General features: G+C 65.8%; 19 protein-coding genes. 13 read left to right on the top strand and 6 right to left on the bottom strand.

Annotated features, from left to right (window positions below):
* From KF715_08245 to KF715_08220, 6 genes are all read left to right on the top strand, one after another.
* Positions 1-1,638, top strand: a complete 1,638-nt coding sequence (locus KF715_08245) for a Na/Pi cotransporter family protein (GenBank protein MBX3736663.1) — start codon at positions 1-3, stop codon at positions 1,636-1,638.
* A gap of 93 nt (positions 1,639-1,731) precedes the next feature.
* Positions 1,732-2,820, top strand: a complete 1,089-nt coding sequence (ribB, locus tag KF715_08240; GenBank protein MBX3736662.1) for a 3,4-dihydroxy-2-butanone-4-phosphate synthase — start codon at positions 1,732-1,734, stop codon at positions 2,818-2,820.
* 54 nt (positions 2,821-2,874) lie between these two features.
* The gene (locus tag KF715_08235) at positions 2,875-3,360 is read left to right on the top strand and encodes a 6,7-dimethyl-8-ribityllumazine synthase (protein ID MBX3736661.1); all 486 of its coding nucleotides are present in this window, start codon (positions 2,875-2,877) and stop codon (positions 3,358-3,360) included.
* Entirely contained in the window at positions 3,357-3,803 is a 447-nt protein-coding gene (gene nusB, locus KF715_08230) for a transcription antitermination factor NusB (GenBank protein MBX3736660.1), read from the top strand. Before KF715_08235 ends, nusB begins: the two co-directional genes overlap by 4 nt.
* 101 nt (positions 3,804-3,904) lie before the next feature.
* Entirely contained in the window at positions 3,905-4,822 is a 918-nt protein-coding gene (ftsY, locus tag KF715_08225) for a signal recognition particle-docking protein FtsY (GenBank protein MBX3736659.1), read from the top strand.
* Positions 4,823-4,836: 14 nt separating this feature from the next.
* Positions 4,837-5,262 carry a DUF4864 domain-containing protein gene (locus tag KF715_08220; protein MBX3736658.1) on the top strand — a complete coding sequence of 142 codons (426 nt, stop codon included), beginning with the start codon at positions 4,837-4,839 and terminating at the stop codon, positions 5,260-5,262.
* Between the two features lie 237 nt (positions 5,263-5,499).
* Here KF715_08220 and KF715_08215 read toward each other — a convergent pair whose 3' ends face one another.
* On the bottom strand, positions 5,500-6,996 hold the full coding sequence (locus KF715_08215; GenBank protein MBX3736657.1) for a peptide MFS transporter: 1,497 nt from the start codon (positions 6,994-6,996) through the stop codon (positions 5,500-5,502).
* 116 nt (positions 6,997-7,112) lie between these two features.
* Here KF715_08215 and KF715_08210 point away from each other — a divergent pair, with 116 nt between their 5' ends.
* Both KF715_08210 and KF715_08205 read left to right on the top strand, forming a co-directional pair.
* Complete coding sequence (locus KF715_08210; GenBank protein MBX3736656.1) at positions 7,113-7,559, top strand: flavodoxin domain-containing protein; 447 nt, start codon at positions 7,113-7,115, stop codon at positions 7,557-7,559.
* On the top strand, positions 7,556-8,428 hold the full coding sequence (locus KF715_08205; GenBank protein ID MBX3736655.1) for a hypothetical protein: 873 nt from the start codon (positions 7,556-7,558) through the stop codon (positions 8,426-8,428). Before KF715_08210 ends, KF715_08205 begins: the two co-directional genes overlap by 4 nt.
* On the opposite strand, the gene KF715_08200 is transcribed toward KF715_08205, so the two are convergent.
* The 4 genes from KF715_08200 to KF715_08185 form a co-directional block, all read right to left on the bottom strand.
* Positions 8,403-9,503, bottom strand: coding sequence for a PepSY domain-containing protein (locus tag KF715_08200; GenBank protein MBX3736654.1), 1,101 nt, complete (start codon positions 9,501-9,503; stop codon positions 8,403-8,405). The genes KF715_08205 and KF715_08200 overlap by 26 nt on opposite strands.
* A gap of 91 nt (positions 9,504-9,594) precedes the next feature.
* Positions 9,595-11,706 (bottom strand): TonB-dependent siderophore receptor, encoded by a 2,112-nt coding sequence (locus tag KF715_08195; protein MBX3736653.1) that lies wholly within the window; start codon positions 11,704-11,706, stop codon positions 9,595-9,597.
* Between the two features lie 532 nt (positions 11,707-12,238).
* Positions 12,239-13,420 (bottom strand): PepSY domain-containing protein, encoded by a 1,182-nt coding sequence (locus KF715_08190; GenBank protein ID MBX3736652.1) that lies wholly within the window; start codon positions 13,418-13,420, stop codon positions 12,239-12,241.
* An 80-nt stretch (positions 13,421-13,500) separates the two neighbouring features.
* A complete protein-coding gene (locus tag KF715_08185; protein ID MBX3736651.1) occupies positions 13,501-15,651 on the bottom strand; it encodes a TonB-dependent siderophore receptor in 2,151 nt (716 codons plus the stop codon).
* 166 nt (positions 15,652-15,817) lie between these two features.
* Between KF715_08185 and aroB the strand changes: the two genes are divergently transcribed.
* From aroB to KF715_08165, 4 genes are all read left to right on the top strand, one after another.
* Complete coding sequence (aroB, locus tag KF715_08180) at positions 15,818-16,906, top strand: 3-dehydroquinate synthase (GenBank protein MBX3736650.1); 1,089 nt, start codon at positions 15,818-15,820, stop codon at positions 16,904-16,906.
* Positions 16,907-16,951: 45 nt separating this feature from the next.
* Positions 16,952-17,584: a hypothetical protein gene (locus KF715_08175; protein MBX3736649.1), complete on the top strand. Its 633-nt coding sequence runs from the start codon at positions 16,952-16,954 to the stop codon at positions 17,582-17,584.
* A gap of 238 nt (positions 17,585-17,822) precedes the next feature.
* On the top strand, positions 17,823-18,566 hold the full coding sequence (gene lpxA / locus KF715_08170; protein MBX3736648.1) for an acyl-ACP--UDP-N-acetylglucosamine O-acyltransferase: 744 nt from the start codon (positions 17,823-17,825) through the stop codon (positions 18,564-18,566).
* A 133-nt stretch (positions 18,567-18,699) separates the two neighbouring features.
* Entirely contained in the window at positions 18,700-19,752 is a 1,053-nt protein-coding gene (locus tag KF715_08165) for a 4-hydroxythreonine-4-phosphate dehydrogenase PdxA (GenBank protein MBX3736647.1), read from the top strand.
* 85 nt (positions 19,753-19,837) lie between these two features.
* Here the strand turns inward: KF715_08165 and KF715_08160 are convergent, their stop codons facing one another.
* On the bottom strand, positions 19,838-23,425 hold the full coding sequence (locus KF715_08160; GenBank protein ID MBX3736646.1) for an SIR2 family protein: 3,588 nt from the start codon (positions 23,423-23,425) through the stop codon (positions 19,838-19,840).
* A 474-nt stretch (positions 23,426-23,899) separates the two neighbouring features.
* On the opposite strand from KF715_08160, the gene KF715_08155 reads away from it, so the two are divergent.
* Positions 23,900-24,304: an iron-sulfur cluster assembly accessory protein gene (locus KF715_08155; GenBank protein MBX3736645.1), complete on the top strand. Its 405-nt coding sequence runs from the start codon at positions 23,900-23,902 to the stop codon at positions 24,302-24,304.
* The last annotated feature ends 9 nt before the right edge of the window (positions 24,305-24,313 follow it).

Genomic DNA, 24,313 nt, shown 5'->3' with positions numbered 1-24,313 from the left:
ATGTCCGGCTCACTTGCCCTGCTCAATATCGCGGGCGGCGTCGCGCTGATGCTGTTTGCCATCCGCTTTCTCCGCAAAGGACTCGAGCGCATGATCGGTCACGCGCTGCACGCGTGGATCGAGCGCATGGGTGCCAACCGCTGGACCGCGACGGTGGCGGGCCTGGCGTTCGGCACGGTCGCGCCGTCCTCCACGGCGCAGACGCTGCTGACGATGCAACTGCTCAACGCCGGCAAGATGCCGGCGGAGCGCATGCTCGTGTTCCTGCTCGGCGCGAACGTCGGCATTACGGTCATGGTGCAGCTGCTGGCGTTTCGGTTCTTCGACTACAACGGCCTGTTCCTGATCTGCGGCGTGATCGGCTACCTCTGGGCGCGCAGCGAAACGGGTCGCGGCGCGGGACAGGTGCTGCTCGCGCTCGGTTTCATCTTCCTCGGCATGGATGTCATCAGTGCGGGCGCGCACGTGCTCGCGGGCAATGCCGAGTTCGAGACGCTGATGGTGATGTTCAGCAGCCATCGCGCGCTGATGATCGTGTTCGCGGCGGGGCTGACGTTCCTCACGCAGAGTTCGACGGCAGTCATCGGCCTGGTGATCGCGATGGCGGGTGTGGGGGCGTTCTCGCTCGCGACGGTGCTGCCGGTCGTGCTCGGGGCTAATCTCGGTCTCGGGCTCACCTCGCTTGCGGCCGGTTGGGCGACGCTCGCTGGCAAACGCCTCGCCGTCGCCAACCTCGTGCTGAAATGCGCGGCGATCGGCGCGGCGCTGCTGGCGTTTCCGTGGGTGGAGCGGACGATGGAAGCGATGCCGGGCGGCGTCGCGCGGCAGGCGGCGAATTTTCACACGGGGTTCAACGTGGTGGTGGCCTTCGCCGGCGCGTTGCTCGCCGGCTATGTTGGACGACTCGTCATGCGCGCGGTGCGCGACGATCCGACGCGCCCGCCGATCGGCTCGGTCGCGACGCACCTCGACCCCACGGCGCTGAGCAGTCCGGTGTTCGCGTTGGCCAACGCCTCGCGCGAGACGCTGCGGCTGACCGAGGACATCAAGTCGATGCTCACGACTGCGTGGCGCGGATTGCAGACCCAGGACGCCGCGCTCGTGCGCGAAGTGCAGGAGCACGACAACCGCGTCGACGAGATGCACGCCGCGATCAAGCACTACCTCAGTCAAATTCCCGTCGACCAGATGACGCCGCGTGACAGCCAGGTGCAGTTCGGGCTCATCCATTTCGCGAGCCAGCTCGAGACGGTGGGCGACGTGATCGACAAGAATTTCTGCCATCAAATCCTGAAACAGATCGCCAATCCGTTGCCGCTTTCCGCCGAGGACGAGGCGGATCTCGCGGAAATGCACCGGCGCACGCTGCACCGGCTCGACACGGCGATCCTCGTGCTCACGACGCGCGACCGCGTGACGGCGCAAGAATTTCTCCGTGAGGGCGACGCGCTCAAGAAGTGGTGCATCGACGTGCAGAAGGCGCATTACCAGCGTTTGATCGGCTGCGACGACCGCATGCTCGGCGCGAGCACGCGTTACCTGGAACTGGTCAACGCCCTCCGCCGCATCAGCGGCCAGCTGAACACGATCGGGCACACCTTCGCCGGCGAGAAAATGCCGGCCGAAGAGCAGGATTGAGCCGCGCGGCGGCGGACGAAAGCGCGACTGCTGAGCGCGCGGGATTTGACAGGTTGAGCGAGCGTGCGGATGCTGCCGCCCCTTCTTTTCTCCATGTCCGCCGTCGCCAGCTCTCCCTTCGATTCGGTCGAAACCGCGATTCAGACGATCGCCGCCGGCGGCGTCGTGATCGTGACGGATGACGAGGGCCGCGAGAACGAAGGCGATCTGGTCTTCGCCGCCGAAAAGGTCACGCCCGAGCTGGTCAACCTGATGATTCGGCACGCGCGCGGGCTGATCTGCGTGCCGATGACGGAGCCCGCGTTGAAGCGACTCGGAATCAATCCGATGGTGCAGCAGAACCGCGAGGCGATGCGCACGGCTTTCACCGTGTCGGTCGATGCGACCGAAGGCATCACGACCGGCATCAGCGCCTTCGACCGGGCGCGCACGGTGCAACTGCTGGCGAATCCGGCCACGCGCCCCGACGAACTGGTGCAGCCCGGTCACATTTTCCCGCTTTGCGCGCGTCCGGGCGGCGTGCTCGAGCGCGCCGGGCACACGGAGGCGGCGGTCGATCTCGCCGCGCTGGCCGGGCTCGGGCCGGTCGCGGTGATCTGCGAGGTGTTGAACGAGGACGGCACCATGGCCCGCGTGCCGGAGTTGGTGGAGTTCAAGCAGCGCCACCGGCTGCCGTTGATCTCGATTTCGTCGCTGATCGAATACCGTCATCGCCGCGAAAAGCTCGTCGAGTGCATCAGCACGCGGCCGTTCTCGTCGGAATACGGCGAATTCATGCTGCACGTCTTCCGCAGCCAGATCGACGGTCGTCACCATCTCGCGTTCACGATGGGGCGGCTCGACGGCTCACCGACGCTCGTGCGCGTGCACACGGAGAACCTCCTCAGCGATGTCTTCCACGGTCGCGACATGGGCAGCCATCGCTCGCTGCTTTCCTCCTTGGAGCGGGTGGCGAAAAACGGCCACGGCGCGATCGTCTACATGGAACAGAACGGCCGCATGCAGGAGGCGTTGGCGGCGCTAGATCAGCCGCGCCGGCCGAGCCTGCGCGATTACGGCACCGGCGCGCAGATCCTCACGGCGCTCGGACTGCAAAAAATCCGGTTGATGACGCACTCGAACCGCCGCGTCGTCGGCCTGGACGGCTACGGCTTGGAGATCGTCGAGGTCGTGCCGGTGTGAGGCGCGGATTTCGGGTTGCGCCGCGCCGGCCTGCCCCCGCCAATTACCCGTTCCATGAGTTTCGACGCTCCCAGTGACTTGAACATCCGCGGTGCCGGCCTGCGTTTCGGCATCGTGGCGGCGCGGTTCAACACCGGGCTCGTCGACGGCTTGCGCTCTCGCGCCGTGGCAGTGCTCGCCGCCGCCGGTGTGCGTGCGAAGGACATCGTGGAAATTCGCGTGCCGGGTTCGCACGAGGTGCCGTGGGCCGCGCAGCAACTGGCCGCGACCGGACGTTTCGACTGCGTGATCGCGCTCGGCGTGCTGATCGGCGGCGACACGAACCATCACGAGATGGTGGGCGAGAGCGTTTCCCACGCGTTGCAACAGGTCGCGCTCGGCACCGGAGTGCCGGTGATCAACGGCGTGATCGTAACCGATACGCTCGCGCAGGCGCGCGCGCGTTGCGTCGGCAAGCTCGATCGCGGCGCGGAGTTCGCGCGCGCCGGGCTTGAAATGGCGGCGCTCCGCCGCACCCTGCGAAAAGGCAAACACTCATGAGCAGTCAATTTTCCCAACGCCGCGAAAGCCGCGCCGCCGCACTCCAGTTTCTCTACGCCTGGAGCATCAACAAACCCGCGAACTTCACCGAGGACTTGCGGTTGTTCTTCGACGGTCTCGAAAAGCCGCGCGATCACTACGCCTTCGCGGAGGAATTGATCGATGGGGTGATGAAGCACATCGACGAGATCGACGGCCACATCCGCACGCTCGCGCACAACTGGGAGTTCGAGCGCATCGCGCGCATCGACCTCGCGATCCTGCGGCTGGCGATCTTCGAGATGCTTTACCGCAAGGACATCCCGCCGGTCGTCTCGATCAACGAGGCCATCGACCTCTCGAAAAATTTCTCCACCGCCGACTCGAAGCGTTTCATCAACGGCATCCTCGACCGCATGAAGGACAAGGCCGGCCGCGACGCGCGGAAGGCCAGTAGCGAGTAGCGGGTAGTGAGTAGCGAGCATGACCGACAAACTTGTGGTGGCGGAATCGAGGGCGTGATGCTCGCTACCCGCTAGTCACTCCGCGCTACTTCCATCCACCCATGTTTTCCCTCTTCAAGAAATTCAAAGACGGTCTGACAAAGACCGTCGCGGCGATCGCGGCGAAGACGCATGGGCTCTTCGGCGGGCGGAAGATCGATGCCGCGTCGCTCGATGAACTCGAGGAGGCGCTCTACACGGCGGACTTCGGTGTCGAAACGACGACCGAGATTCTCGAGGAGATCAAAGCCGCCTACCGGAAGGACCCGACCCTGCAAGGCAAGCAGGCGGCGGAAATCGGCGCCGCGATTCTGAAACGCGTCCTGACCGGTGCCGAGGGCACGCTGGCGGCGCCGGCGGTGAAGCCGACCGTCATTGCGATGATCGGCGTGAACGGCTCCGGCAAAACCACCACGACGGCCAAGCTCGCGCACAAAATGAAAGGCGACGGGCAATCCGTCGTCGTGGCCGCGTGCGACACGTTCCGCGCGGCGGCAGTCGAGCAGCTGAAGAGTTGGGCGACGCGTCTGAACATCGACATCGTCGCCAGCCACACGGGTGCGGACGCGGCGGCGGTGGCGTTCGACGCCTGGCAAGCCGCGAAGTCGCGCGGGGCCGATTGGCTGATCGTCGATACGGCGGGACGGTTGCACACGAAGAGCAACCTGATGGACGAGCTCGCGAAGATCCGGCGCGTCCTGCAGAAGAACGACGCGACGGCGCCGCAGCACCGCTGGCTCGTGGTCGACGGCTCGCTCGGCAGCAACTCCATCGAGCAGGCCAAGGTGTTTCACCAGAGCTTCGGGCTCACGGGCCTGATTGTGACGAAGCTCGACGGCACGAGTCGCGGCGGCGCCATCGTGGGCATCTACCGACAGCTGAAAATTCCGATCTACTTCATCGGACTCGGCGAGCAGCCGGATGACTTGCAGCCCTTCTCGATCGAAAATTACAGCCGCGCGGTGTTCGGCTTGGAGTGATGCGCGGGAGCGGGATGATCCTCCTGCTGTTCGTCGCGGCGTTCGCGATTGCGCAGGCGGATGATGCGCCGGCCTGGCGCCTCAGTTCCAAGCCGGTCCGCGACGCGGTGCGCGCGACAGTCGAAGGCCAGCTGGACGCGATCCGAGCCGGGAAGTTCGACGAGGCTTATCGGTTCGCGGCGAGCGGCATTCAGCGGCAATTCTCGCCGGCGGTTTTCGCCGCGATGCTGCGGCGCGGTTATCCTGCGGTGGTGGCGCATCGGCGTTTCGAGCTGGGAGTGGTGCGCGATGATCGCGGCGGTCGGGCACAGGTTGTCTGCGTGGTTTTCGATGCGAAGAATGCGGGCAAGGCGTTTCGCTACTCGCTCGTCGCGGAAGAGGGACGCTGGCGAATTGCCGGCGTCGTGGCGGATTCGGCCGAGCCGGATCGGCCGCTTTGAGCGGCTTTTTTAGGTCACCACCTAAATTTAGGTGGTTTTCTCCGTCCGATATTTTGCGCGTCCGCGCTATCCTCTGCCCATCTGTTTCGTGCCCGGCAACGGGTGCGAGAGGTGACCAACAGGGCTCGCACGTGTTCACTGGCCCGTGACGCGTGCGAGCCCTAACTCTTTTCGGGGAGGGCAACAAAAAGGCGCGGCTCGAGAGCCGCGCCGGAAAAGACGGAGGAATGGGGCGGGTTATTTCACCTCGCCCATCAGCTTCTTCACCCAAGGGGTGAGGGCGACGAGGATGACGAAGGCGAGGGCCACCCAGCCGGCTTGGTGGAGGAAAAAATTCGAGAGCGCCTTCGGGTCGGTGGCGGTGAAGTCGCCTGCGACCGTGCCGGCGAGCTTGTTGCCGAGCGCGGCGGCGAGGAACCACACGCCCATGACGAGACCGACGAGGTTGCCGGGCGCGAGTTTGGTCATCGTGCTCAGGCCGACCGGGCTGAGGCAGAGCTCGCCGACGGTTTGGAGGAAGAACAGGCCGACGATCCAGAACGGACCGACCTTGCCCTCGGCGGTGAGCTGCGCGGCGGGCACCATCAACACGAACGACAGCGCGAGGAAGAACAGGCCGACCGCGAACTTCGCCGGACTCGACGGCTGCTTGTCGCCGAGCTTGATCCAGAGCCAGGCGAAGATCGGCGAGAGCAGAATGACGAACACGGAGTTCACCGACTGGAACCAAGCCGACGGGAACTTATAGCCGAGCACTTCGGTGTTGGTCAGCTGGTCGGCGAAGAGCGAGATGGTCGAGCCAGCCTGCTCAAAGACGGCGCAGAAGATGAGGTAGGCCAGCGAGAACACGAACACGGCCGCGAAGCGCTTCAGCGTCATGTCCGGTCGCGTGCCGAACCAGATGATCGCGAGCACGGGCAGCACGACGTAGCCGTAGCTGATCCAAGCGAAGGCCGGGTTTGAATCGGACAGGCGCACGAGCCCGAAGACGATGGCGGAAATCGCGAGCACGCTGAAGAGCTTACCCCACGGGCGCGGCACGTTGGCGGCGGGCGGATGGCCGACGTCGGCGAGGCGGTGCTTTTGGAGCACGTAGATGATCAAGCCGATCACCATGCCGACGCCGGAGGCGGCGAAGGCGAAATGCCAGCTCCGGCTCGGATCGAAGCCGAAGCTCGCGATCAGTTCCTTCGCCCGGTCATCCTGCGCGATCCAGCCGGTGATCAGCGGGGCGAGGAAGGCACCCATGTTGATGCCCATGTAGAAAATCGAGAAACCCGAGTCGCGGCGCGGATCGTCCTTCGAGTAAAGCGAGCCGACCATCGAACTGATGTTGGGCTTGAGCAGGCCGGTGCCGCAGGCGACGAGCGCGAGGCCGAGGTAGAAGAACGTCGTCGAATGCACCGCGAGCGAGAAGTAGCCGAGGGCGATGATCACGCCGCCCCAGAACACCGTGGCGCGCGCGCCGAGGAAGTTGTCCGCGATGTAGCCGCCGGGGATCGAGAGCATGTAGACGCTCATCGTGTAGGTGCCGTAGATGATGCCGGCGGTGCGGTTGTCGAAGTTGAGTCCGCCCTTCGCGAGCGGCGCGACCATGAACAACGTGAGCAGGGCGCGCATGCCGTAGTAGCCGAAGCGCTCCCAGAGTTCCGTGAAGAACAAGTTCGTGAGGCCGCGCGGATGACCGAAGAGACCGCTTTCGTCGCGCGCCGGGGAAGAGGCGGGGTGCTGCATAAGGGGCGATGAGGGCGATTTCACTCGGGGAGCGCAAGCGCGCAGCTCCCGGGAAGCTCCGATATTTCGGCCCATCCCGGAGTGGACAACCGACGCCTCGCCGCCTCAATGGCGCGATGTCCGCGTCCGTCGCCGTGCTCTACGCCACCGTTTCCGGCAATGCCGAGGAACTCGCGCACGCCACCGGGCAGGCGCTCGGCGAGCGCGGCCGCGCTTGCGTCGTCGCGAACGTCGCGGATTTTCCCGCGGCGCGGCTGCGCGAGTTCGATGCGGCGCTGCTGGTGGTGAGCACATGGGGCGAGGGCGAGGTGCCGCCGGATGCGGCGGTTTTCTTCGCCGCTCTTGCGCTGCCGGCGTTGCGGCTGGATGGCTTGCGTTACGCGGTGCTGGCGCTCGGCTCGTCGTCCTATCGCGATTTTTGCGCGGCGGGGCGGAAAATCGACGAACTCCTGGCCGCGCGCGGGGCACGGCGGCTGCTCTCGCGCCGCGACTGTGACACGAAATTCAAAGCTGACTTTCAGGAATGGCTCACGCAGGTCGATGAAGCCTTGAACCACGCATGAAGCGCGAACGACATCTCGCCGCCAAACTCGGACGCATCCTCGTCGGCCTCGGCCTGACCGAGGCCAGCGCAGCCGTCGTGCTCGCGCGCGAGGAAACGCTCGCCGTGCAGGCGCCGGACGATCTCGTCGCGGGCGACGTGCGGATTTTTCTCCCGCCCGGTGGAGTGACGGCCGACACGCCGCTGCTCGTCGCGCTCGATGGCCAGAACATGGCGGCCTGGAAGCTCGCCGAGACGATCGAGCGGCTCGCCGCTGCCGGAGAAATCACACCGCCGCTCGTCGTGGCGATTTCCGCGACAGCGGAGCGGATCGAGGAATACGGCCTCGCGCGCACGCTCGACTACGCGGGACGGGGAAAAAAAGCCGCGGCGTTTCAGCGCCGCGTGCTGGAGTTCGTCCTCCCGGAAGTGCGCTGCCGTTACGGCGTCGGCGCGACGCCAGCGCGGACCGCGATCATGGGCGCGTCGCTCGGTGGATTGAGTGCGTTCGACCTCGCGTGGGCGCATCCGGACGTGTTCGGCGCGGTCGGTGTATTTTCCGGTTCGCTCTGGTGGCGCGGCGAGGATGGCGACTGGCGCGCCGCGCAGCGCTCGCGACTGGCCCACAAGATCGTGCGCGAAACCGCCACGAAGCCCGCGTTGCGCCTCTGGTTCGAAGCCGGCACGGCGGACGAGACCGACGACCGCGATGGCAACGGCGTGATCGACGCCATTCAGGACACGACCGAGCTGATCGACGAACTGGCCGCGAAAGGTTTCCGCCGCGACGTCGATGTGACTTATCACGAGATCGCCGGCGGCAAACACCACGAGTCCACCTGGGCCGAGGCGCTGCCCGTATTCCTCAAGTGGGCGTTCCCGCGGCGCTGATTCGTATTGGTTTCCGACGCCGCTGCCACCAGATCGCGAAGCCGGTGATCGCGAGCGTGCCGGGGGCGAGGCCGGCCAGGGCCCAGAGGATTTTCACCGGCGGGCCGCCGAAATCGCCGAAGTGCAGCGGACGGAAACTGTCGACCGCGCGCGTCCATGCGCTGGCGGCGCGCAGGTCGTTGGTCATGCGGTGGGCGCTGGTCTGGGCATCGTAGACGATCGTGCTGCCGTAGGGGCTCGTGAACCAGGCGCGCGGCTCGACCGTGCCCCAGAGCGTGACATTCGCGGCGACGGGGTCGCTCGGGAGCGAGACGAAGTTGGCGCGGAAGCCCGGGAGCCGCTGCGCGGCGTCGCGCGCGAGCGCGTCGAACGAGAGCGTGGGCGCGTAGAGGCGCTGCTCGATTCTCTTCTGCCCGTGTTCGCCGGCGACCCATTCGCCGATGACGTGGGTGAAGTTCCAGTAGGCGCCGGTGAAGCCGAACACGAGGTTGAAGGCGACGGAGGCGATGCCGACGAACTTGTGTAGGTCGGAAAACAGAATGCGCGCGCCGCGGCGCCAGCGGAGCGTGAGGAAGTTCTTCCAGAAGTCGCGGTAGAGCCACACGCCGGTGAAGCCGAGGGCGAGGAGCAGCAGGCCGAACACACCGGCGGCAAGCAGGCCGGCGTGGTCGGCGAAGAATGCGTAGTGCAGCTCGAGCAGCCAGCCGGTGAGCGTCGTCGTGCCGAGGCGCGGCGACGCCAGCAGGCGGCCGGTGTAGGGGTCGAGCGTGGCGACGAGCCACTCCTTGTCGCCGCGCCGGATGACGTAGAGGACGTCGGCGCGGTCCGCCGCGTCCCATTGCGGCAGCCAGCCGGTGATCTCGTGCTCCGGCAGCTGGCGCTGGGCGTGGGCGAGCAGGGTGTCGAGCGGCAGGCGCCCGGCGGGCGCCGGTGTGACGCGCGCGAGTTCGCGGTTGAACAACGCCTCCAGTTCCTCGTGGAAGATGAGCAGGCTGCCGCTCAGGCCGACGACGAGCAGGCCGAGTCCGGCGAGGAGGCCGAGCCAGGAGTGAAGTTGCCAGAGACGTTTGCGCATGGAGACGAAGGAGGACGGGTGATCTTTGGACCGAACGAGCCGGTCCCTCCGGAAAAACCTGGAGGAGGGACCGGCTCGGTGTGCTGCGGCCTCAGAGCTTGTATTCAAGGCTGACCGAGAACTGACGCGGCGCGCCGTAGATCGCGCCGTATTGCACGGTGCGCAGGTATTTCTCGTCGGTGAGATTATCGATGTTGAGGCGCAGGGTAGCGCGCTTGGTCAATTCGTAGGCGGCGAAGCTGTTGACGAGCAGGTAGGAATTCTGCCGCACCGCGCCGGTCTTGAAGACGTCGGATTGCCAGCGCAGGCCCGCGCCGAATTTGAACTGAGGCAGTCCCGGCAGGCGCGTGTCGGCGCGCAGGCTGACGATGGTGCGCGGAACCCATTCGTAGATGTCGGCGCCGTCGGGACCGGTTAGCTCCATGCGCGTGAAGCCGGCGGTCAGATTGGTGTTGGAGGTGACGCGGCCGGTGGCCTCCAGTTCGACGCCGCGCGAGTGCACGTCCTTCGGCGCGTAGTAGGATTGTTGGGCGACCGGGTCGAAGCCGGCTTCGGTGGCGAGGCCCTTTTGCTTGGCGTCGAAAACGGCGACGGTCGTCAGCAGGCGGCGTTTCAGCCACTCGGCTTTGAGGCCGATCTCGGCGTTGACGCCTTTCATCGGGGCGAGGAAGCGGCCGTTCACGTCGCGCTGATCCTGGGCCTGGAAGATGTCGGAGTAGGAGGCGTAGGCGAGGACGGTGGGAGTCAGGTCGTAGGTGAGGCCGGCGTAGGGGCTGATCTTTTCGGTGGTCTCGTTGTCGAGGTTGACGCCGCCGCCGTAGATCGAGGTGCCGTCGCGGTTGAGGCGGATGGCGTTCAGGCCGGCGATGGCCTTGAGCCGGTCCGTGAGGGAAAGACGAGTGGCGGCGTAGACGCGGGCGAGCTCCTGGTTGCCGTCGTTGCCGACGCTGGTCGCGCCCCAGACGGGTTCGGCATAGACGTCGCCGGCGTAGGGGAAGGCCGGGAGCACGGTGCTGTGCGAGCTGACGATCGAGTAATATTCGGAGTAGGTTTTCTGCCGCGAAACACTGAGGCCGGCGATTGCCTCGTGCCGGCGGCCGAAGGCGCTGAAGCGGCCGTTGAGATTGGCGTCGACGATGTCGCTGCGGGATTCGGAATCGCTGCGGTAGGGCCAGCCGTAGAGGCCGGTGCCATCGGCGTTGAGGGCGCCGGTGAGCGAGTAGGCGTAGAAGAGTTTCACGGCCTCGTTGCCGGTGCGGTGATTGTAGGTGAGCTTGGCTTCCCAGTCGGGCGAAAGGGTGTGCGCATACTCGACGAAGGCGTTGGCGGAACGCAGCGCCCAGCGGGTCCAGTCCTGCGAGGGCGAGGCAGAGGTATCGAACTCGGCTTGGCTGCCGTCGGCGCGCATGAGCGTCAGCGAGCCCCAGAAGGGCGAGCGCTGCAGGGAGTCCGCGTAGCTGAATCCCGCGGTGAGCGCGCCGGCGGTGCCGATCTGGCCTTCGATCACGCCGTAGAGGGTGGTGCGGCGATCGTGCAGCGCGCGCAGCGAGGAATCCTTGTCCTCGTGGGCGACGACGAGGCGCGCGGCCCAGGAGCCGGAGGCGGTGAGGACCTGGTTGTAGTCGAGGGCGGCGCGCCGGAGGTCGTGCGAGCCGGTGCGGACGACGAGCTCGCCGCCGTCGTGGTTGGTCGGGCGCTTGCGCACGTAGTTGATGGTGCCGGAGGCGTTGCCGACGCCGGTAAGGAGGCCGTTGGCGCCGCGGATCAGCTCGATGCGGTCGAACAGGTAGGTGTCCTGCTGGCCGACCACGAGACCCCAGTCGTTGGTCATGCCCAGGCCGTCGACCTGGGTCAGCATGATGTCGAAGCCGCGGGAGCTGTAGGAGGTGCGGTTGGTTTCCCACGCATCGACCGTAAGGCCGGTGCCCAGGCGCAGCGCTTCGTTGCTGTCGGTGGTGGCGAAGTCGCTCATGGTTTCCTGGTCGATCGTGCTGATCGACTGGGGCGTGTCCTTGATGGTCAGTGGCAGATTGGTCGCGCCCTTGGAGGTGCGGTGCTCGCGCTTCGCCGTGACGGTGAAGCTGTCGAGCGCGACCGGGGCATCGCTGGGCGCGGTCTGCGCGGGCAGCGAGGTCGCGACGCCGAGCGCGAGTGTGGCGAGGGTGAGACGAAAGCCGGAAAGACGGCAGGTATGGTTTCTCATGACGAAAAGACGGACGGGTTGAAAGAGGACCCGTCCGCACCGGGCGCCGGCGTGGTCGTGATTTTCCGAGTCACGACATGCGCAGGCGGCGGCCCGGCACGGACGGGCAAGGGTCAGCACTCGACCACAAGGGGAAGGCCATCGCGCCCGGTCGAGTGCGCGGCATCGGTCGCGGACGCGCGGCGCGCGTGGCGAATCAGTTCAGACGAAGAAAAACGGAGGAGACGTTCAGACGATGGATCTTCGCGGAAGGAGGACATGGCGTGCAGCGGTCTGCACAGGTCGTGACTCGGAAAGGGTTCCATCCGCGGGCCCGGCGGCAGCCTCGCAACACAGCGAACCGTGCGGCTTACGAACCGGCGAGGCGCCCGGAGAACGACGAGGAGCGGATGGAGAGGGCGCGTTCATGTGGCGAGATGGATGCCACCGATGAACAGGACGAGCAGCGCGACAGCAGCCAGCAGGCCGACGACGAAGAGGAGGTCGGTGCGACGTTGCGGAGTCATGGCGTCGGGTTGCATGAGAACGAAAATCAGATGGCGGCCGTCGCCGTCGTGGCGCGTTTGCCGGGGAAAAAGCGGCGCCACGCCAGCGCGAAACCGGTGTAGACGAGGATGACGCCGCCGAGGCACGCGAGGCCGGCGACGAGCTGGCCGGCGAGGCCGAGCGCTTCGCCGGTGTGGAGGAAGCGCGTCCAGGTGCGGGCGCGGCGGCCGGCGGTGAGATCGGCGAAACTCTCGCGGCGCACGACGGCGCCGGTCTGGGCGTCGAGCGTGAGCGTCGTGTTGGCGGTGCGCGGCCAGGCGCTCGGTTCGCGCACGACGACCGTGGCGGTCGCGGCGCGTGGCGGGGTGTTGAGGCGCAGGGTGTAGGATTCGGCGTGCGGGATTTCGGTGCGGGCGGAGGCGAGCAGCCGATCGAGATCGAGCGCGTGCGCGCTGCGTTCGGCGGGCGCGCGGCCCTCGCGCGGCGTGCCGGTTTCGGCGCGGGTCGGGCCTTCGGTGTTGGCGGCGGGCGGAGTGTCGCCGAAGAGGCGGAAGACGCCGTTCGAGGCCCAGCGGTAGGAAATCGGGAGCGCGGTGAGCGTGAGCACGATGAGCACGGGCGCGCACCAGAGACCGACGGCGTTGTGCCAGTTGAAGTCGCGGGCCTTGCCGGTGAGGCGCCCGTTGAAAAGCGCGACGGCGCGCACGCTGCGCCAGGTGAGGTTGCGCGGCCACCAGAGATAGAGGCCGGAGACGGCGAGGAAGCAGAACGCGAGGTTGCAGGCGCCGTTGATGGCTTTGCCGATCGGGCGCCGGTCGCCGCTGAGCGCGAGCACGCGGTGGAGTTGTTCGAGAAATTTCAGGGTGTCGCGCACGCGCGTGGAGGCGGGCGCGCGGACTTCGCCGGTGAAAGGATTGGCGTAGACGACGTCGCCGCGGCCGCGCGTGATGGCGAGGGCGACGGTCGGGTCGGCGGAGGCGATGAGCGTCGTGGGTTTGCTCTCAGGAGCGACGGTGCGGGCGCATTGCACGAGGTCGGCCAAGGGCACGCGAGGGGCGTCGTCGGCGGCGGGAATGGCGATTTGGCGCGCGTCGCGCTCGGCCCACGCGACGAGTTGTTTTTCGAAGGCGAGGGCGGCGCCGGTGAGGCACATGATGCCGATCGCCAGGCCGGCGATGAGGCCGGCGGCGAGATGGAGCCAGAAGAGGACGGCGCGGAGGAGTTTCATGGGGCGACGGAGGCGCGCGGTCGGCGCGGCGCGGGGAAAAAGGAGCGCGCCGACAAAATCGTCTGCGCGCTCCGGAGCACTCAGAAATTCGTCGTGACGCTCAAGCGGATCGCGCGCGGGGAGCCGGGCGTGATGTTCGTGTTGCTGTTCGCGGTGGAAATGTAGTCGCGGTCGAGGAGGTTCTCGACGTTGAGCTGGGCGCGGATGCGGTCGTTGATGCGATAGAAAGCGGCGGCGTCGAAGCGGACGAAGCTCGGGATGCGGACGGTGTTGTCGGTGGAGGCATAGATCTCGTCGCGGTAGATCGCGCCGAGGCCGAAGCCCCAGTCCTTGTTCAGGTCGTAGCGATTCCAGAGGGAGAGCGTGTGGCGCGGGAGTTGGGCGAGGCGCGCGCCGGCCTTCACGGTGGCGGACTGGGTGGAGAGGATTTCGCCGTTTTGGTAGGCGTAGCCGCCGGCGATGCTCCAGTTGCGGGAGATGCGGCCGGTGACGCCGAGTTCGAGACCTTTGGCGCGCTGGCCGTCGACGAGGAGCATCTTGGTGGAGTCGGCCGGGTCGGTGATGGCGACGTTGGTGCGGTCGAGGCGATAGAGGGCGGCGGTGACGGAGAGCTCGGGGCGGATGTCCCACTTCGCGCCGACTTCGTAGTTCTTGAATTCCTCGGGATCGAGGTTGCGGTTGGTGAGGCTGAGGGAGGAAAGCTGCTCACCGGCGCGCGGGACGAAGGACATGCTGTAGCTGGTGTAGAGCGAGACGTTGGCGGCGGGCTTGAAGACGAGGCCGACGCGCGGCGAGAGCATCTCGTCGGAGGAGGCGAGCGAGGTGGCGGTGCGGTGGTTGTCGAAATCGACCTCGAAGCGGTCGTATCGGAGGCCGACGATGCCGAGGAGGTGCGGCGTGAGCTCGAGTTGATCCTGCACGTAGAGGCCAACGGTGCGGGCGACGCCGTGGTTGTCGGCGTCGGTGGCGCTCTGACGGAAGACGGCGGGGATCGTCGTGCGCGGGTTGGAGAGCGGAACCTGGATCGACGTGGTGCCGACGGCGACGGAGTCGAAGTAGGCGGTGTTGCGGAAATTGTCGGTGACCTGACGGGCGAGTTCGAGGCCGGTGAGGATCTGGTGCTTGAGGCTGCCGGCGTCGACGTCCCAGACGAGGTCGGTCTGGTTGAAGAGATTATCGCGCTGCGTGGCGTTGTTGTAGCCTTGGATCGCGACGGTGGTGCCGGTGGCGTTCACGGCGCCGGGGAAGACGTTTTGGTAGAATTTGTCGTAGGTGGAGAAGCGCGTGTGGTTGCGCAGGGTGAGGGCGGCGTTGAAGCGGTGGTCGACGGTGACAAACGCGGTGTGGACGGAGGCGTCGACGTGGCTCTGCGCGGGGTTGCCGAAGAAGGTCGACGGATCGACGGCGAGCGGGCGGCCTTGGAAGGACGAGATGCCGCGGTCGGCGGTGCGCTCGTCGTGGAAATATTCGTAGCCGAAGCGCAGCGTCGTGGCGTTCGAGAGCGTGTAGCGGAAGGTCGGGTTGACGCCGTAGCGCTTGACTGTGACGTCGTCGCGGTAGCTGCCGCTGTCCTCGTAGAGGCCGGTGACGCGGTAGGAGAGCGCGTCGGAGAGCTTGTCGCCGAAATCGAGCGTGCCGCGATATTGGTCCCAGGAGCCGATCTGGAGCGTGGCTTCGCGGTGATTGCGGCTGTTGGCGAGTTTGGTGGCGCGGTTGATGAGGCCGCCGGAACCGCCGCGGCCGAAGATCATGGCGTTGGGGCCTTTCAGGACCTCGATGCGGTCGACGTTGTAGAGGTCGCGGAAATATTGGACGTCGTCGCGGACGCCATCGATGAAGAAGTCGGCCGTCGTGCTGTTGCCGCGGAGGACGGGCGTGTCGCGGTTGCCCTCACCCTGCGCGATGCCGACGCCGGGCACGTAGCGCGTGACGTCTCCGATGTTCTGCATCGCCTGGTCGTCGATCAGCTCGCGCGTGATGACGGAGATGGCTTGGGGGACATCGATGAGCGCGGTGTCGGTCTTCGTCGAGGTCACGCTGCGCTGGACGGTGTAGACGTTTTTCTCCTTTTGGCCGGTCACCTCAAACTGGGCGAGGCGGTGAATCTCGTTGGCGGGCGGGAGATAGCTCGGTGTGTCACCGGCATCGTCGGCGCGGAGCGTGGCGGCCAGAAGCGCAACGATGGCGCAGGCGGCCGGGCGGCGGGAGAGGGCAATGGCGTGGGTGTGCATGAGAAAGTTTTGGCGAAAACTGAGATTGAGTCGCACTGCACATGCGACCCAATCTCATGTCAATAGGGATATGAGATTTTGTCTCAAAATGAGGCAAAGACCGCAGCAGATGCGCATGACCGAAACGCGGTTTGACCCGCACAAGTAATTGCTTTCTAACGGTCGCGTGGCTCAACCCCTTGAAGTTCAGCTTTCTGGGCACACGTATCCGATTCACCTTCGGGAAGGTGCGGTTGCGAATCAACTCGCCGCCGCGATGGCGGAGCCGGCTTGGGCGGGGCGCTCCGGGGCCATCGTGACCGATGCGTCCGTGGCGCGCGTTCTTGGAATCTCAAGCGGTGCGTTTGCCGGCCGGCCGACGCTGGTTTTGCCGGCGGGCGAGGGGACGAAGAACGTCGCGCGGCTGGCGGAGATTTGGGAGTTCCTCGCGCAACATCGCATCGATCGTCGCGGAGTGCTGTGGGCGATCGGTGGCGGCGTGGTGGGCGATCTCGCGGGGTTCGCGGCGGCGAGTTACCTGCGCGGGATCGATTACGTGCAGGTGCCGACGACGCTGCTGGCGATGGTCGACAGCTCCGTCGGCGGCAAAACCGGGCTCAACCTCCAAGCCGGCAAGAATCTCGCGGGTGCGTTTCATCATCCGTGCGCGGTTTATGGCTTCGCCGACTTTCTGCCCACGTTGCCGGCGCGCGAGTTCGCGGCGGGTGCGGCCGAAGTCGTGAAATACGGCCTGCTCGCCGATGCCGCGTTGTTCGACCGACTCGAAGCGCGGCCGCTCTCGCTCACGCATCCGGACCTGCTCGCGATCGTGCGGCGCTGTTGCGAAATCAAGGCGCAGGTCGTGCAGGCCGATCCGCGCGAGACGGCCGCCGAGGGCGGGCGGGCGTTGCTGAATCTCGGTCACACCTTCGGTCACGCCATCGAGAACGTCGCGGGCTACGGCGCTTATTTGCACGGCGAGGCGGTCGCGATCGGCCTCGCGGCGGCCGCGCGGCTCTCGTGCGAGCTGGGACTCATCGACGCGGCGGCGGTCGCGCGTGTGGAGCGCGTCGTGGCTGCGCACGATTTGCCCGTGCGTTTGCGTGAGTCGCTGCCGATGGCGGCGCTCTTTGGCGCGATGGCGCGCGACAAGAAGAACCGCGACGGCCGTCTGCGCTTCGTCGTTCTCGAAGCGCTCGGCCGCGCCGTCACGCGCGGCGACGTGCCCGTGGCGCCAGTCGAAAAGGTCTGGCGCGAGGTCGGAGCGGCGGGGTGATTTTTTGACTGCGTTCGCCTCGCCCGGCGCTACGTTGACATTCCCATGTCAGCCATCGACGAGGGCATCGTTCGCGAATACTTCGAGCAAGCCGGCTTCTTCGTGCGCCAGGCGCGCAAATACGCGCTGACCGCCCGCAAAGGCGCTGCCGAGGAGGTGATCGATCTCGTGGTGTTCAACCCGTCGTGGGAACGCGGCTCGCGCAAGCCCGACTTCTTCCTTTTCGCCAACGAGCTGCCGTTCGTCCATCGCGCCGTCGTCAGCATCAAGGGCTGGCATGCCGCCGGCCGCTTCACGCCGAGCACGCTGCGCAATCAGCCGGAGATTTTCCGCTTCCTCGAACAGAGCGTGCTGAAGGAGGCGTCGCGGTTCTTCCCGACCGAGACCGAGGACCCGGACGGCGCCGGCCTGATGAAAATTCTCGTGCTACCCGGCCTGCCCACCGCCGAGCCGTTCCGCTCGCAGGCGGTGGCGATGCTGAAGGAGAAGGGCGTCGACGCCGTGATCTCGTTCCGCGCCATGCTGCTCGACCTAATCGACAAGGTGGAACTCAACCGCAACTACGGCAAAAGCGACACCCTGCAGCTCATCCGCGTGTTGAAAAACTACGACCTGCTGCAGGACCCGCAACTCGACCTCCTCAGCGATCGCGTCGCCAGCCGCCGCGGCAAGGAGTGACGGCGCTCACGACGGAAAAGATGGCCACGAAACGCGCAAGAAACGCAAAGCCGACGGGCGCTCGCGTAAGGTGGTCACCGGCGTCCCCGACGGCGCCGAAGGATTCTCGCAAGCATGGAGTGCTTCCGGTGTCGTTACTGGTGTCGTGGCCGTTGCGTCGCCGCCGGGACGTCGGCGACCACCTCGTGGCAGCCGGTTTTCCGGAATCCAAAATCGAAAATCCAAAATCGAAAATTTCGTGATCCATCCCACCGCGATCGTCGAACCGGGCGCACAACTCGGCGCCAACTGCACTCTCCACGCTCACGCGATCGTGACGAAGCACGCTGTGCTCGGCGACGGTGTCGTCGTGCACCCCTTCGCCGTCGTCGGCGGCGACCCGCAATACCTCAAGTTCGACCCTGCCACCGCAAGCGGCGTCGTGGTCGGCGCGGGCACGGTCATCCGCGAGCATTGCACGCTCAACCGCTCGATCTACGCCGGCAAAAACACCGTCATCGGCGCGCGCTGCTTCCTCATGGCCAACGCGCACGTCGGCCACGATTGCGAGGTCGCGGACGACGTCGTGCTCGCGAACAACGTCATGCTCGCCGGTCACGTCAGCGTGGGCAGCTTCACGTTCGTTGGCGGCGGCGCGGGCATCCACCAATTCGTCCGCATCGGCGAAGGCGTGATGATCGGCGGGCTCACGCGCCTGACGAAGGACGTCGCGCCGTTCCTCATGGTCGCCGAGCGCGACGAGGTCCCGGGCTTCAATCTCGTCGGGCTCAAGCGCCGCGGTTTCCCGCGCGCCGCCATCATGGAAATCAAGGCCTGTTACGCGCACGTGTTCGCGGGTGGCGATCCGCGTCCGCTCGCGGCGGCCAAACTCGCGGCCGGCGTGCAGAGCGCGGAAGCGAAGCGCTTCCTCGAGTTCTTCGCCAGCGGTAAACGCGGCTTCGCTCGTCCCCACACCGTGAAGGACGACGTCGCGGAGACCTGAAATCTCCGACTGCCGGAGCGGAGGTCGGTCTCGCTTCGCTATCTCCCAAGTTCGATGGCCACAGTGCGCAAAACGTCCCACGCCTTTTGAGCTCTGCGTGCTTTTGGTGGCCAATCGGGATTGAACGGCTTAGTTGATCGTTCCGCGCCACTCAGTGTTCTCCGTGCCCTCCGTGTTGAAAAAATCTTCCCCTCTTCTCGCCTTCACTTGCGGCGACCCGGCGGGCGTTGGCCCGGAAATCATCGCGACGTGGCTCGCCGCGCATCCCGCCGAAGCTGCGGACGTTGCCGTGATCGGTCCCGCGCGCTGGCTCGAAACGCTGCCGGCGTGCGGCGCGAAGATCGCGGTCGGGCTCGAGGATTTCGTCGCCACGCCCGGCCAGCCCGATGGCGCCGGCGCGCTCGTGGCGTGGGCTGCGATGGAACGCGCCGCCGCGGGCACGAAGTCCGGCGAATTTTCCGGCGTCGTCACCGGCCCGGTCAGCAAGGAGCGGCTCGCCGCCGTCGGCTACGAATTTCCCGGCCAGACAGAATTCTTCGCCGCACGCTGGGGCGGCGAGCCGGTGATGTGTTTCTGCGGCGGCAAGCTTCGCGTGGCGCTCGCGACGTGGCACGTGCCGCTGTGCGAGGTGCCGCAACTCCTCGGCCCGCAACTCCTGCACCGCACCATCGCCGCCGCCGACCGCCTCGCGCGCGCTTTCGGATCAGGGCCATGTAGGGCGGGGTCTCCCGACCCCGCCACGAACGTTGTTGCGACCCTTGAAGAACGGCGGGGTTCGGAGACCCCGCCCTACATTTCGCGCATCGGTGTGTGCGGCCTGAATCCCCACGCCGGAGAAAACGGCCTGCTCGGCGAGGAAGAGCGCGACCTGCTCAATCCGACGCTGACCAAACTGCGCGGCGAATTTCCCGGTCTCTCGCTCTGCCAACCCGCCGACACGCTCTTCGCGCGCGCGCTACGCGGCGAATTCGACGTCATCGTGGCGCTCTACCACGACCAAGGCCTCGCCCCGCTCAAGGTGATCGATTTCGACGACTCCGTGAACGTCACCCTCGGCCTGCCCTTCGTGCGCACGAGCCCAGATCACGGCACGGCCTTCGGCATTGCGGGAAAAGGCACCGCGAACGCCACAAGTTTCACGAACGCCGTGACAGTCGCGCGGCGGTTGATTGCGCGGAAGCCGTAACGTCGTTCAGCACGCTGGGCGCGAGAGAGGCCGGTGCAGCGTCTTCACCTTGTGCCGCCTCATGGGGGCATGAGTTTCTCGCGAATCAGGGACTCGCAGGTTTATCCGGTGGGCTCTTACGACGATTCTTCGATTTCTCTTGCTTCACTTTCTTTTCAGCACGCAGTTTTTCGATGGCGGTGCGGACGTCGGCTTCCCACGGGAAGGGCTCATCCTTGGTGGAGTCGTAGGGAGGGAGGTTGGGGATGGGAACGCCCAGCTCGTGCAGCAGTTCGGTGGTCTTGGTGAGTTCGTAGCGGTTCACAAACGGCTCCCCGTCGGCCCAAGCCCAGGTGTAGGCTTTCAGGGCGTGGTGCTTGGCTTGGTCGTGATCGCCCAGCGCTGTCCAGAGCAGAGCGAGGGTGCGATGCGCTGGACGACGCAATTGGGCGAGGCGCTGGACCTCGCTGCGGACTTCCTCGGGGGTGAGCTGGCCGAGATGGACCTTGGCTAGGGCGAGCCCGGTCTCGGACTCCTCATCCACAAGGCTGACCTCGCGGGACATTGTCACGGCTTGGGTGAAGCTCGCGGCGGCCAACGCCCATTCGCTCTGCTCCAGTCGCCAAGTTCCGCGCAATCGGTGGATGTCGCGGAGAGTGATACGTTCCTGATCTTTGTTCGCGAGTATTTCGGCAGCGGCGAGAAATTCTTCGCGCAAGCAACCCTGCCAAAATTGAAATTCCGCAAAACGAAACTCAGCCCGTCCCTCCCGATAGGTTGCCCGAGACCACTGTCGCCCCATGGGATCAAGCAAATGCCACGTCGCCATCGCCTCCGGCCACTGACCGAGGCGGGACTGGTGGACGAAAAGGACGAGCCGATTCCAGAAAATGTCCTGTGCATTGTCGTTCACGCTAGGGAGATCGAGGATAAGGGCATGCACGCGCACGCTTGCGGCGAGTCGGTTCTGAGCCCACAGGTGCACCGACATGTTGCAGAGGCCCGTTCGCACCCGCACCAAGCGCAAGTTCTCAATCCTCAAGTCCCCACGAATCTTGGCCCCGTAGGCCAAGATCGCTTGCTCGTCTTCGCCGCAGTGGTGCAGGGCGCTCGCGGCCTCATTCGCGAGGCGGCTGGCGGTGACGTCGTCCACCTCCTGCGGCAATTGGTCCCAGCCTGCTGGAAAGAAAGGACGCAGCAGCGACAGGGTTTCCACGTAGGCTTCGAGATTGATTCGAAGCGCCTGAGCCAGGTCTCCCGTGTAGGCATCCGCTGCTTGTTGGTAGTGGCCGAGCTTGAGCAGGGTGCGGACGACGTGCAGGCCGCTGCCCACGTCCTCCAGTGTCTCGGCTTCGTCGTAGGGGCGGTGGGGTTGGGCGGTGAAGTGGTCCACCACGCGCTGACCGTGGCGTTCGCGGTCCGCTGCCGCCATCGCGCTCGAGGCGACGCCACGGACGACGGGGTGGAGGTCATACCTCCGCGTGCGGCGATCCCATTGCAGCAGACTGCGCTGCTCCAGATCGTTGACGGTCGCTTCCAGCTTCTTCGGCGCAGCGCGGAATTCCGCCGACCCCCCCCACGCCTTTACGGCTTTCTGATATTCTTCCCACTGGGCAGACACAGATTTGTAGTGTGTCTGCATTCTGCGTCTCTCCTCTTCGGACCGCCGTTCCCAACGCCAATGTTCCTCCGGCGGCGTCGGCTTCTCCACCTCCTCTGGCTCCGGTGGCAGGTGGGGATTGAAGGCTTTGAGCGTCTCGTAGTCCACGGAGTCGGTGAGCAAAGCGAGGGTGGAGAGGAGCTGGCGGCTGGCGTCGGGCAGCGTTTTGATCGCTGCCTCAAGGATGTGGTTGCGGCGCTGGATCAGGTCGAGGCGGGCGAGGTCGAGTGCGGCTCCGCCGTCGAGTGCGGCGGACCAGGCGTCGAAGTTGCCGCGCGCGGGCAGGTAGTTCGCGATGAGGCCGCCGAGGATGCCGATGACGAGCGGGTGGTTGTCGCAGTTGGCGGTGAGGTAGCCCTGGATGGCGGCACTTCTCCCCTCGATGCCGCAGGAGCGCAGGAGCGCCTCGGCATCCGGCGGGCGCAGGCCGGGGAGGGTGATGCGCTTCGCGCCGGGGATGGGCTGGCCGGAGGGATTCAGCAGGACACGCGGAGTGAGGCGGGAGCTGACGAGGAGCTTCGAAGGGGCGGCGGCGGCAAGGGCGCGGAGGAGGTCGTTGTCTTCGTCGCGGATGGCGTCGCAGGGGTTGCGGTTGACGATTTTGTCGGTGGGACTGTTCGCCTCCTCGTCGGGGACTTCCGCGGCATCAATGCGGTGATAGGCGACGAGGATGCGCTCGAGTCCATCGAGGATGAGCAGCCAAGGCCGGGCATGGAGCTGGGCGAGGAGGTCGTCCTTTAGGTCGGCGGTTTTCTTTTTCGCGAAGTCCTCGAGCGGGCGACCCGTCATGTAGGCGAGGGCGCGCTGGCAGAAGTCGGCCATGATGGCGCCGCGCTCGTAGAACGAATACCAGAAGCGTCCGGCCCACGGCCGGTCCGCCGGACGCGCGGCGAGGGCGTGGTTTTTCGTCCACTCCCAAGTGAGCATGCTCTTGCCATTGCCGCCGATGGCTTCGAAGAGGAGGAGGTTCGTGGGGTCGGCGGGCTTGGCCCAGTCGGAGAGGACTTGGAGTTCGGCGGCGCGTCCGACGAACTTGTGCGAGCCGATGTAGTCGGGTTCGGCGTAGAAGGCGGGGGGCTGGGGGAGAAGCTTTGCACCAGCCGCGGCGACGGAGGCTAGGGGTGTCGCCGTGTTGACAGGTGCAACAGGGGCCGGAAGCAAGGACCGGAGAAATTTTGGTAGGTCCGTATGTTCGGCTCCGATTGGAACCGCGCAGATATTGAGTTTGTTGTCGTCGAATTGCTTTTGAAAAAGCTTCTGATCCTTTTTCCGGACGAGGCAGAAGTCCCAATGGCCGGCGTTGCGCGCTCGTTCGCCGTGCCGCTCCAACAGCAGTCCGAAATCCGGGTCACTCAAACCGTTCACGCCACAGCCGATGTAGACCCACGTGGTCATTTTCCAGAAGGCGACCAGATCGGTGCGGTAGTTCTCATCTCTCGAGATTTCCTCGTAGGATTTCCAGTCGAGGACGACAGACGCCGGGCTCTCCCAGTGGCCGTGAAGAAAAATAACCGAATTCGGCCGCTCACCGCGCGCGGCGCAAAGAAAAGCATCGCGGTCTGTCCAGTTGATGGGGACGAGATCCGCTCGGGCACCGAGGAGGAGGCTGTCGTAGTTGGTCGTCGCGAGGAGATTTCCGTGCTGGCGGAGTGCGTCCAAAGCGTCCAAGGCGCTGCGATCGTGTGCAGTGATCTTCCCGACGGTGCCGGCGAGCCAGTCCCTGAAAATAGTTGATCGACTGCCCCCGAGAGCCGAGGTGACCGCTGCCGCGACGGAAATGAAGTTCTGGGTGGTGGGGGCGACTTGGAGAAGGTTGCGATAGGCGTCCACCTCTTGCTGCGTGAGGCGGGTCATCTTCAAGCCGTGTTGAAGCCCGTGTTCCAGCAGGCCCACCCACGACGCCTGTGGGTTAGGTTTCCCAGTTGCAGGATCGATGCTGGCGGCAATCGAAACACCTGTGCCCGCAACGAGCACGGCTTTGCGGTCAAGGATGCGCTGACGTAATTCCGCTTCGGGATTGGCGGGGGCGTTCATGGGGCTGAGGCCTCGGTGAAGAAAGGCTGGGTGTTCTGGGGTCGCAGAAAAGTGGAGCGTTGCTCCTGGCCGGACGAGTCACCCAAGGGCAAGGGGCCCGTCCTACACGTGCCCGATTTCAAACTCGCCCAATCGACGCCGAAGGAACTGGCCGACGCGTTGAACACACTCACGCGCATGTGTTCGCACTCTTCTTCGGTTCTCGACATCCTTCCGTCGGCGCACCTGCTCCCCCGCTCATCGAGCCAAGCGCGGAACCCGTCCTTGTGCCGGCGCTTCGCATGCGGACGGACGGATGACTTCTCTTTGGGACTGTGGCTCGGGAATACGTCGAATCGGAAACTCTCCATAGTCGGCCCGCAGTCTTGGTATTGCGTCGCTTCGGGGCTGACAAGCTCGGGATGCCGAATGCGGCCGACTTGGCGCAGCTCGCAGTTGCCACGGCGCGAATTCGCGACTCTGTGGGGAGCGTCGATGGCTGAAACTGCTCCAGAACAACTCGCTTCACTCGCCGCGTCGCGCGCGTTGCCGGAAGGCGTGCGCGAGGGTAACGAAAACCTCGTTCGCCTCACCGCCGACGCGGGCGCGAAGGTCGCGGCGCTGATCGCGCGCGAGCGGCAGGGGGACTTTCTCCGCATCGCCATCACCGGTGGCGGGTGCAACGGGCTCAGCTACAAGTTGCGGTTCACGGCGGACGCGAAGCGCGGCGACATTCTCGTCCGCACCGCCGGCGCGTCGGTGCTCGTCGATCCGAAGACCGCACTCTATCTCAAGGGCACGGTGCTTGACTATTCGCACAAGATGGTCGGCGGCGGCTTCAAGTTCGCGAATCCGAACGCCAAGGCGTCGTGCTCCTGCGGCGAGAGTTTCAGTGTCTAGCGTGCGGTC

The organism is Candidatus Didemnitutus sp. (genome assembly GCA_019634575.1).
Taxonomy (GTDB): Bacteria; Verrucomicrobiota; Verrucomicrobiia; order Opitutales; family Opitutaceae; genus Didemnitutus.
The sequence above is the reverse complement of the archived record's forward strand: the minus strand, read 5'-3'. Positions and strand labels throughout refer to the sequence as shown.

Coding starts and splice junctions, on each gene's coding strand:
- KF715_08245 (MBX3736663.1), top strand. CDS start 1: ATGTCCGGCTCACTTGCCCTGCTCAATATCGCGGGCGGCGTCGCGCTG.
- ribB (MBX3736662.1), top strand. CDS start 1,732: ATGTCCGCCGTCGCCAGCTCTCCCTTCGATTCGGTCGAAACCGCGATT.
- KF715_08235 (MBX3736661.1), top strand. CDS start 2,875: ATGAGTTTCGACGCTCCCAGTGACTTGAACATCCGCGGTGCCGGCCTG.
- nusB (MBX3736660.1), top strand. CDS start 3,357: ATGAGCAGTCAATTTTCCCAACGCCGCGAAAGCCGCGCCGCCGCACTC.
- ftsY (MBX3736659.1), top strand. CDS start 3,905: ATGTTTTCCCTCTTCAAGAAATTCAAAGACGGTCTGACAAAGACCGTC.
- KF715_08220 (MBX3736658.1), top strand. CDS start 4,837: ATGATCCTCCTGCTGTTCGTCGCGGCGTTCGCGATTGCGCAGGCGGAT.
- KF715_08215 (MBX3736657.1), bottom strand. CDS start 6,996: ATGCAGCACCCCGCCTCTTCCCCGGCGCGCGACGAAAGCGGTCTCTTC.
- KF715_08210 (MBX3736656.1), top strand. CDS start 7,113: ATGTCCGCGTCCGTCGCCGTGCTCTACGCCACCGTTTCCGGCAATGCC.
- KF715_08205 (MBX3736655.1), top strand. CDS start 7,556: ATGAAGCGCGAACGACATCTCGCCGCCAAACTCGGACGCATCCTCGTC.
- KF715_08200 (MBX3736654.1), bottom strand. CDS start 9,503: ATGCGCAAACGTCTCTGGCAACTTCACTCCTGGCTCGGCCTCCTCGCC.
- KF715_08195 (MBX3736653.1), bottom strand. CDS start 11,706: ATGAGAAACCATACCTGCCGTCTTTCCGGCTTTCGTCTCACCCTCGCC.
- KF715_08190 (MBX3736652.1), bottom strand. CDS start 13,420: ATGAAACTCCTCCGCGCCGTCCTCTTCTGGCTCCATCTCGCCGCCGGC.
- KF715_08185 (MBX3736651.1), bottom strand. CDS start 15,651: ATGCACACCCACGCCATTGCCCTCTCCCGCCGCCCGGCCGCCTGCGCC.
- KF715_08175 (MBX3736649.1), top strand. CDS start 16,952: ATGTCAGCCATCGACGAGGGCATCGTTCGCGAATACTTCGAGCAAGCC.
- KF715_08160 (MBX3736646.1), bottom strand. CDS start 23,425: ATGAACGCCCCCGCCAATCCCGAAGCGGAATTACGTCAGCGCATCCTT.
- KF715_08155 (MBX3736645.1), top strand. CDS start 23,900: ATGGCTGAAACTGCTCCAGAACAACTCGCTTCACTCGCCGCGTCGCGC.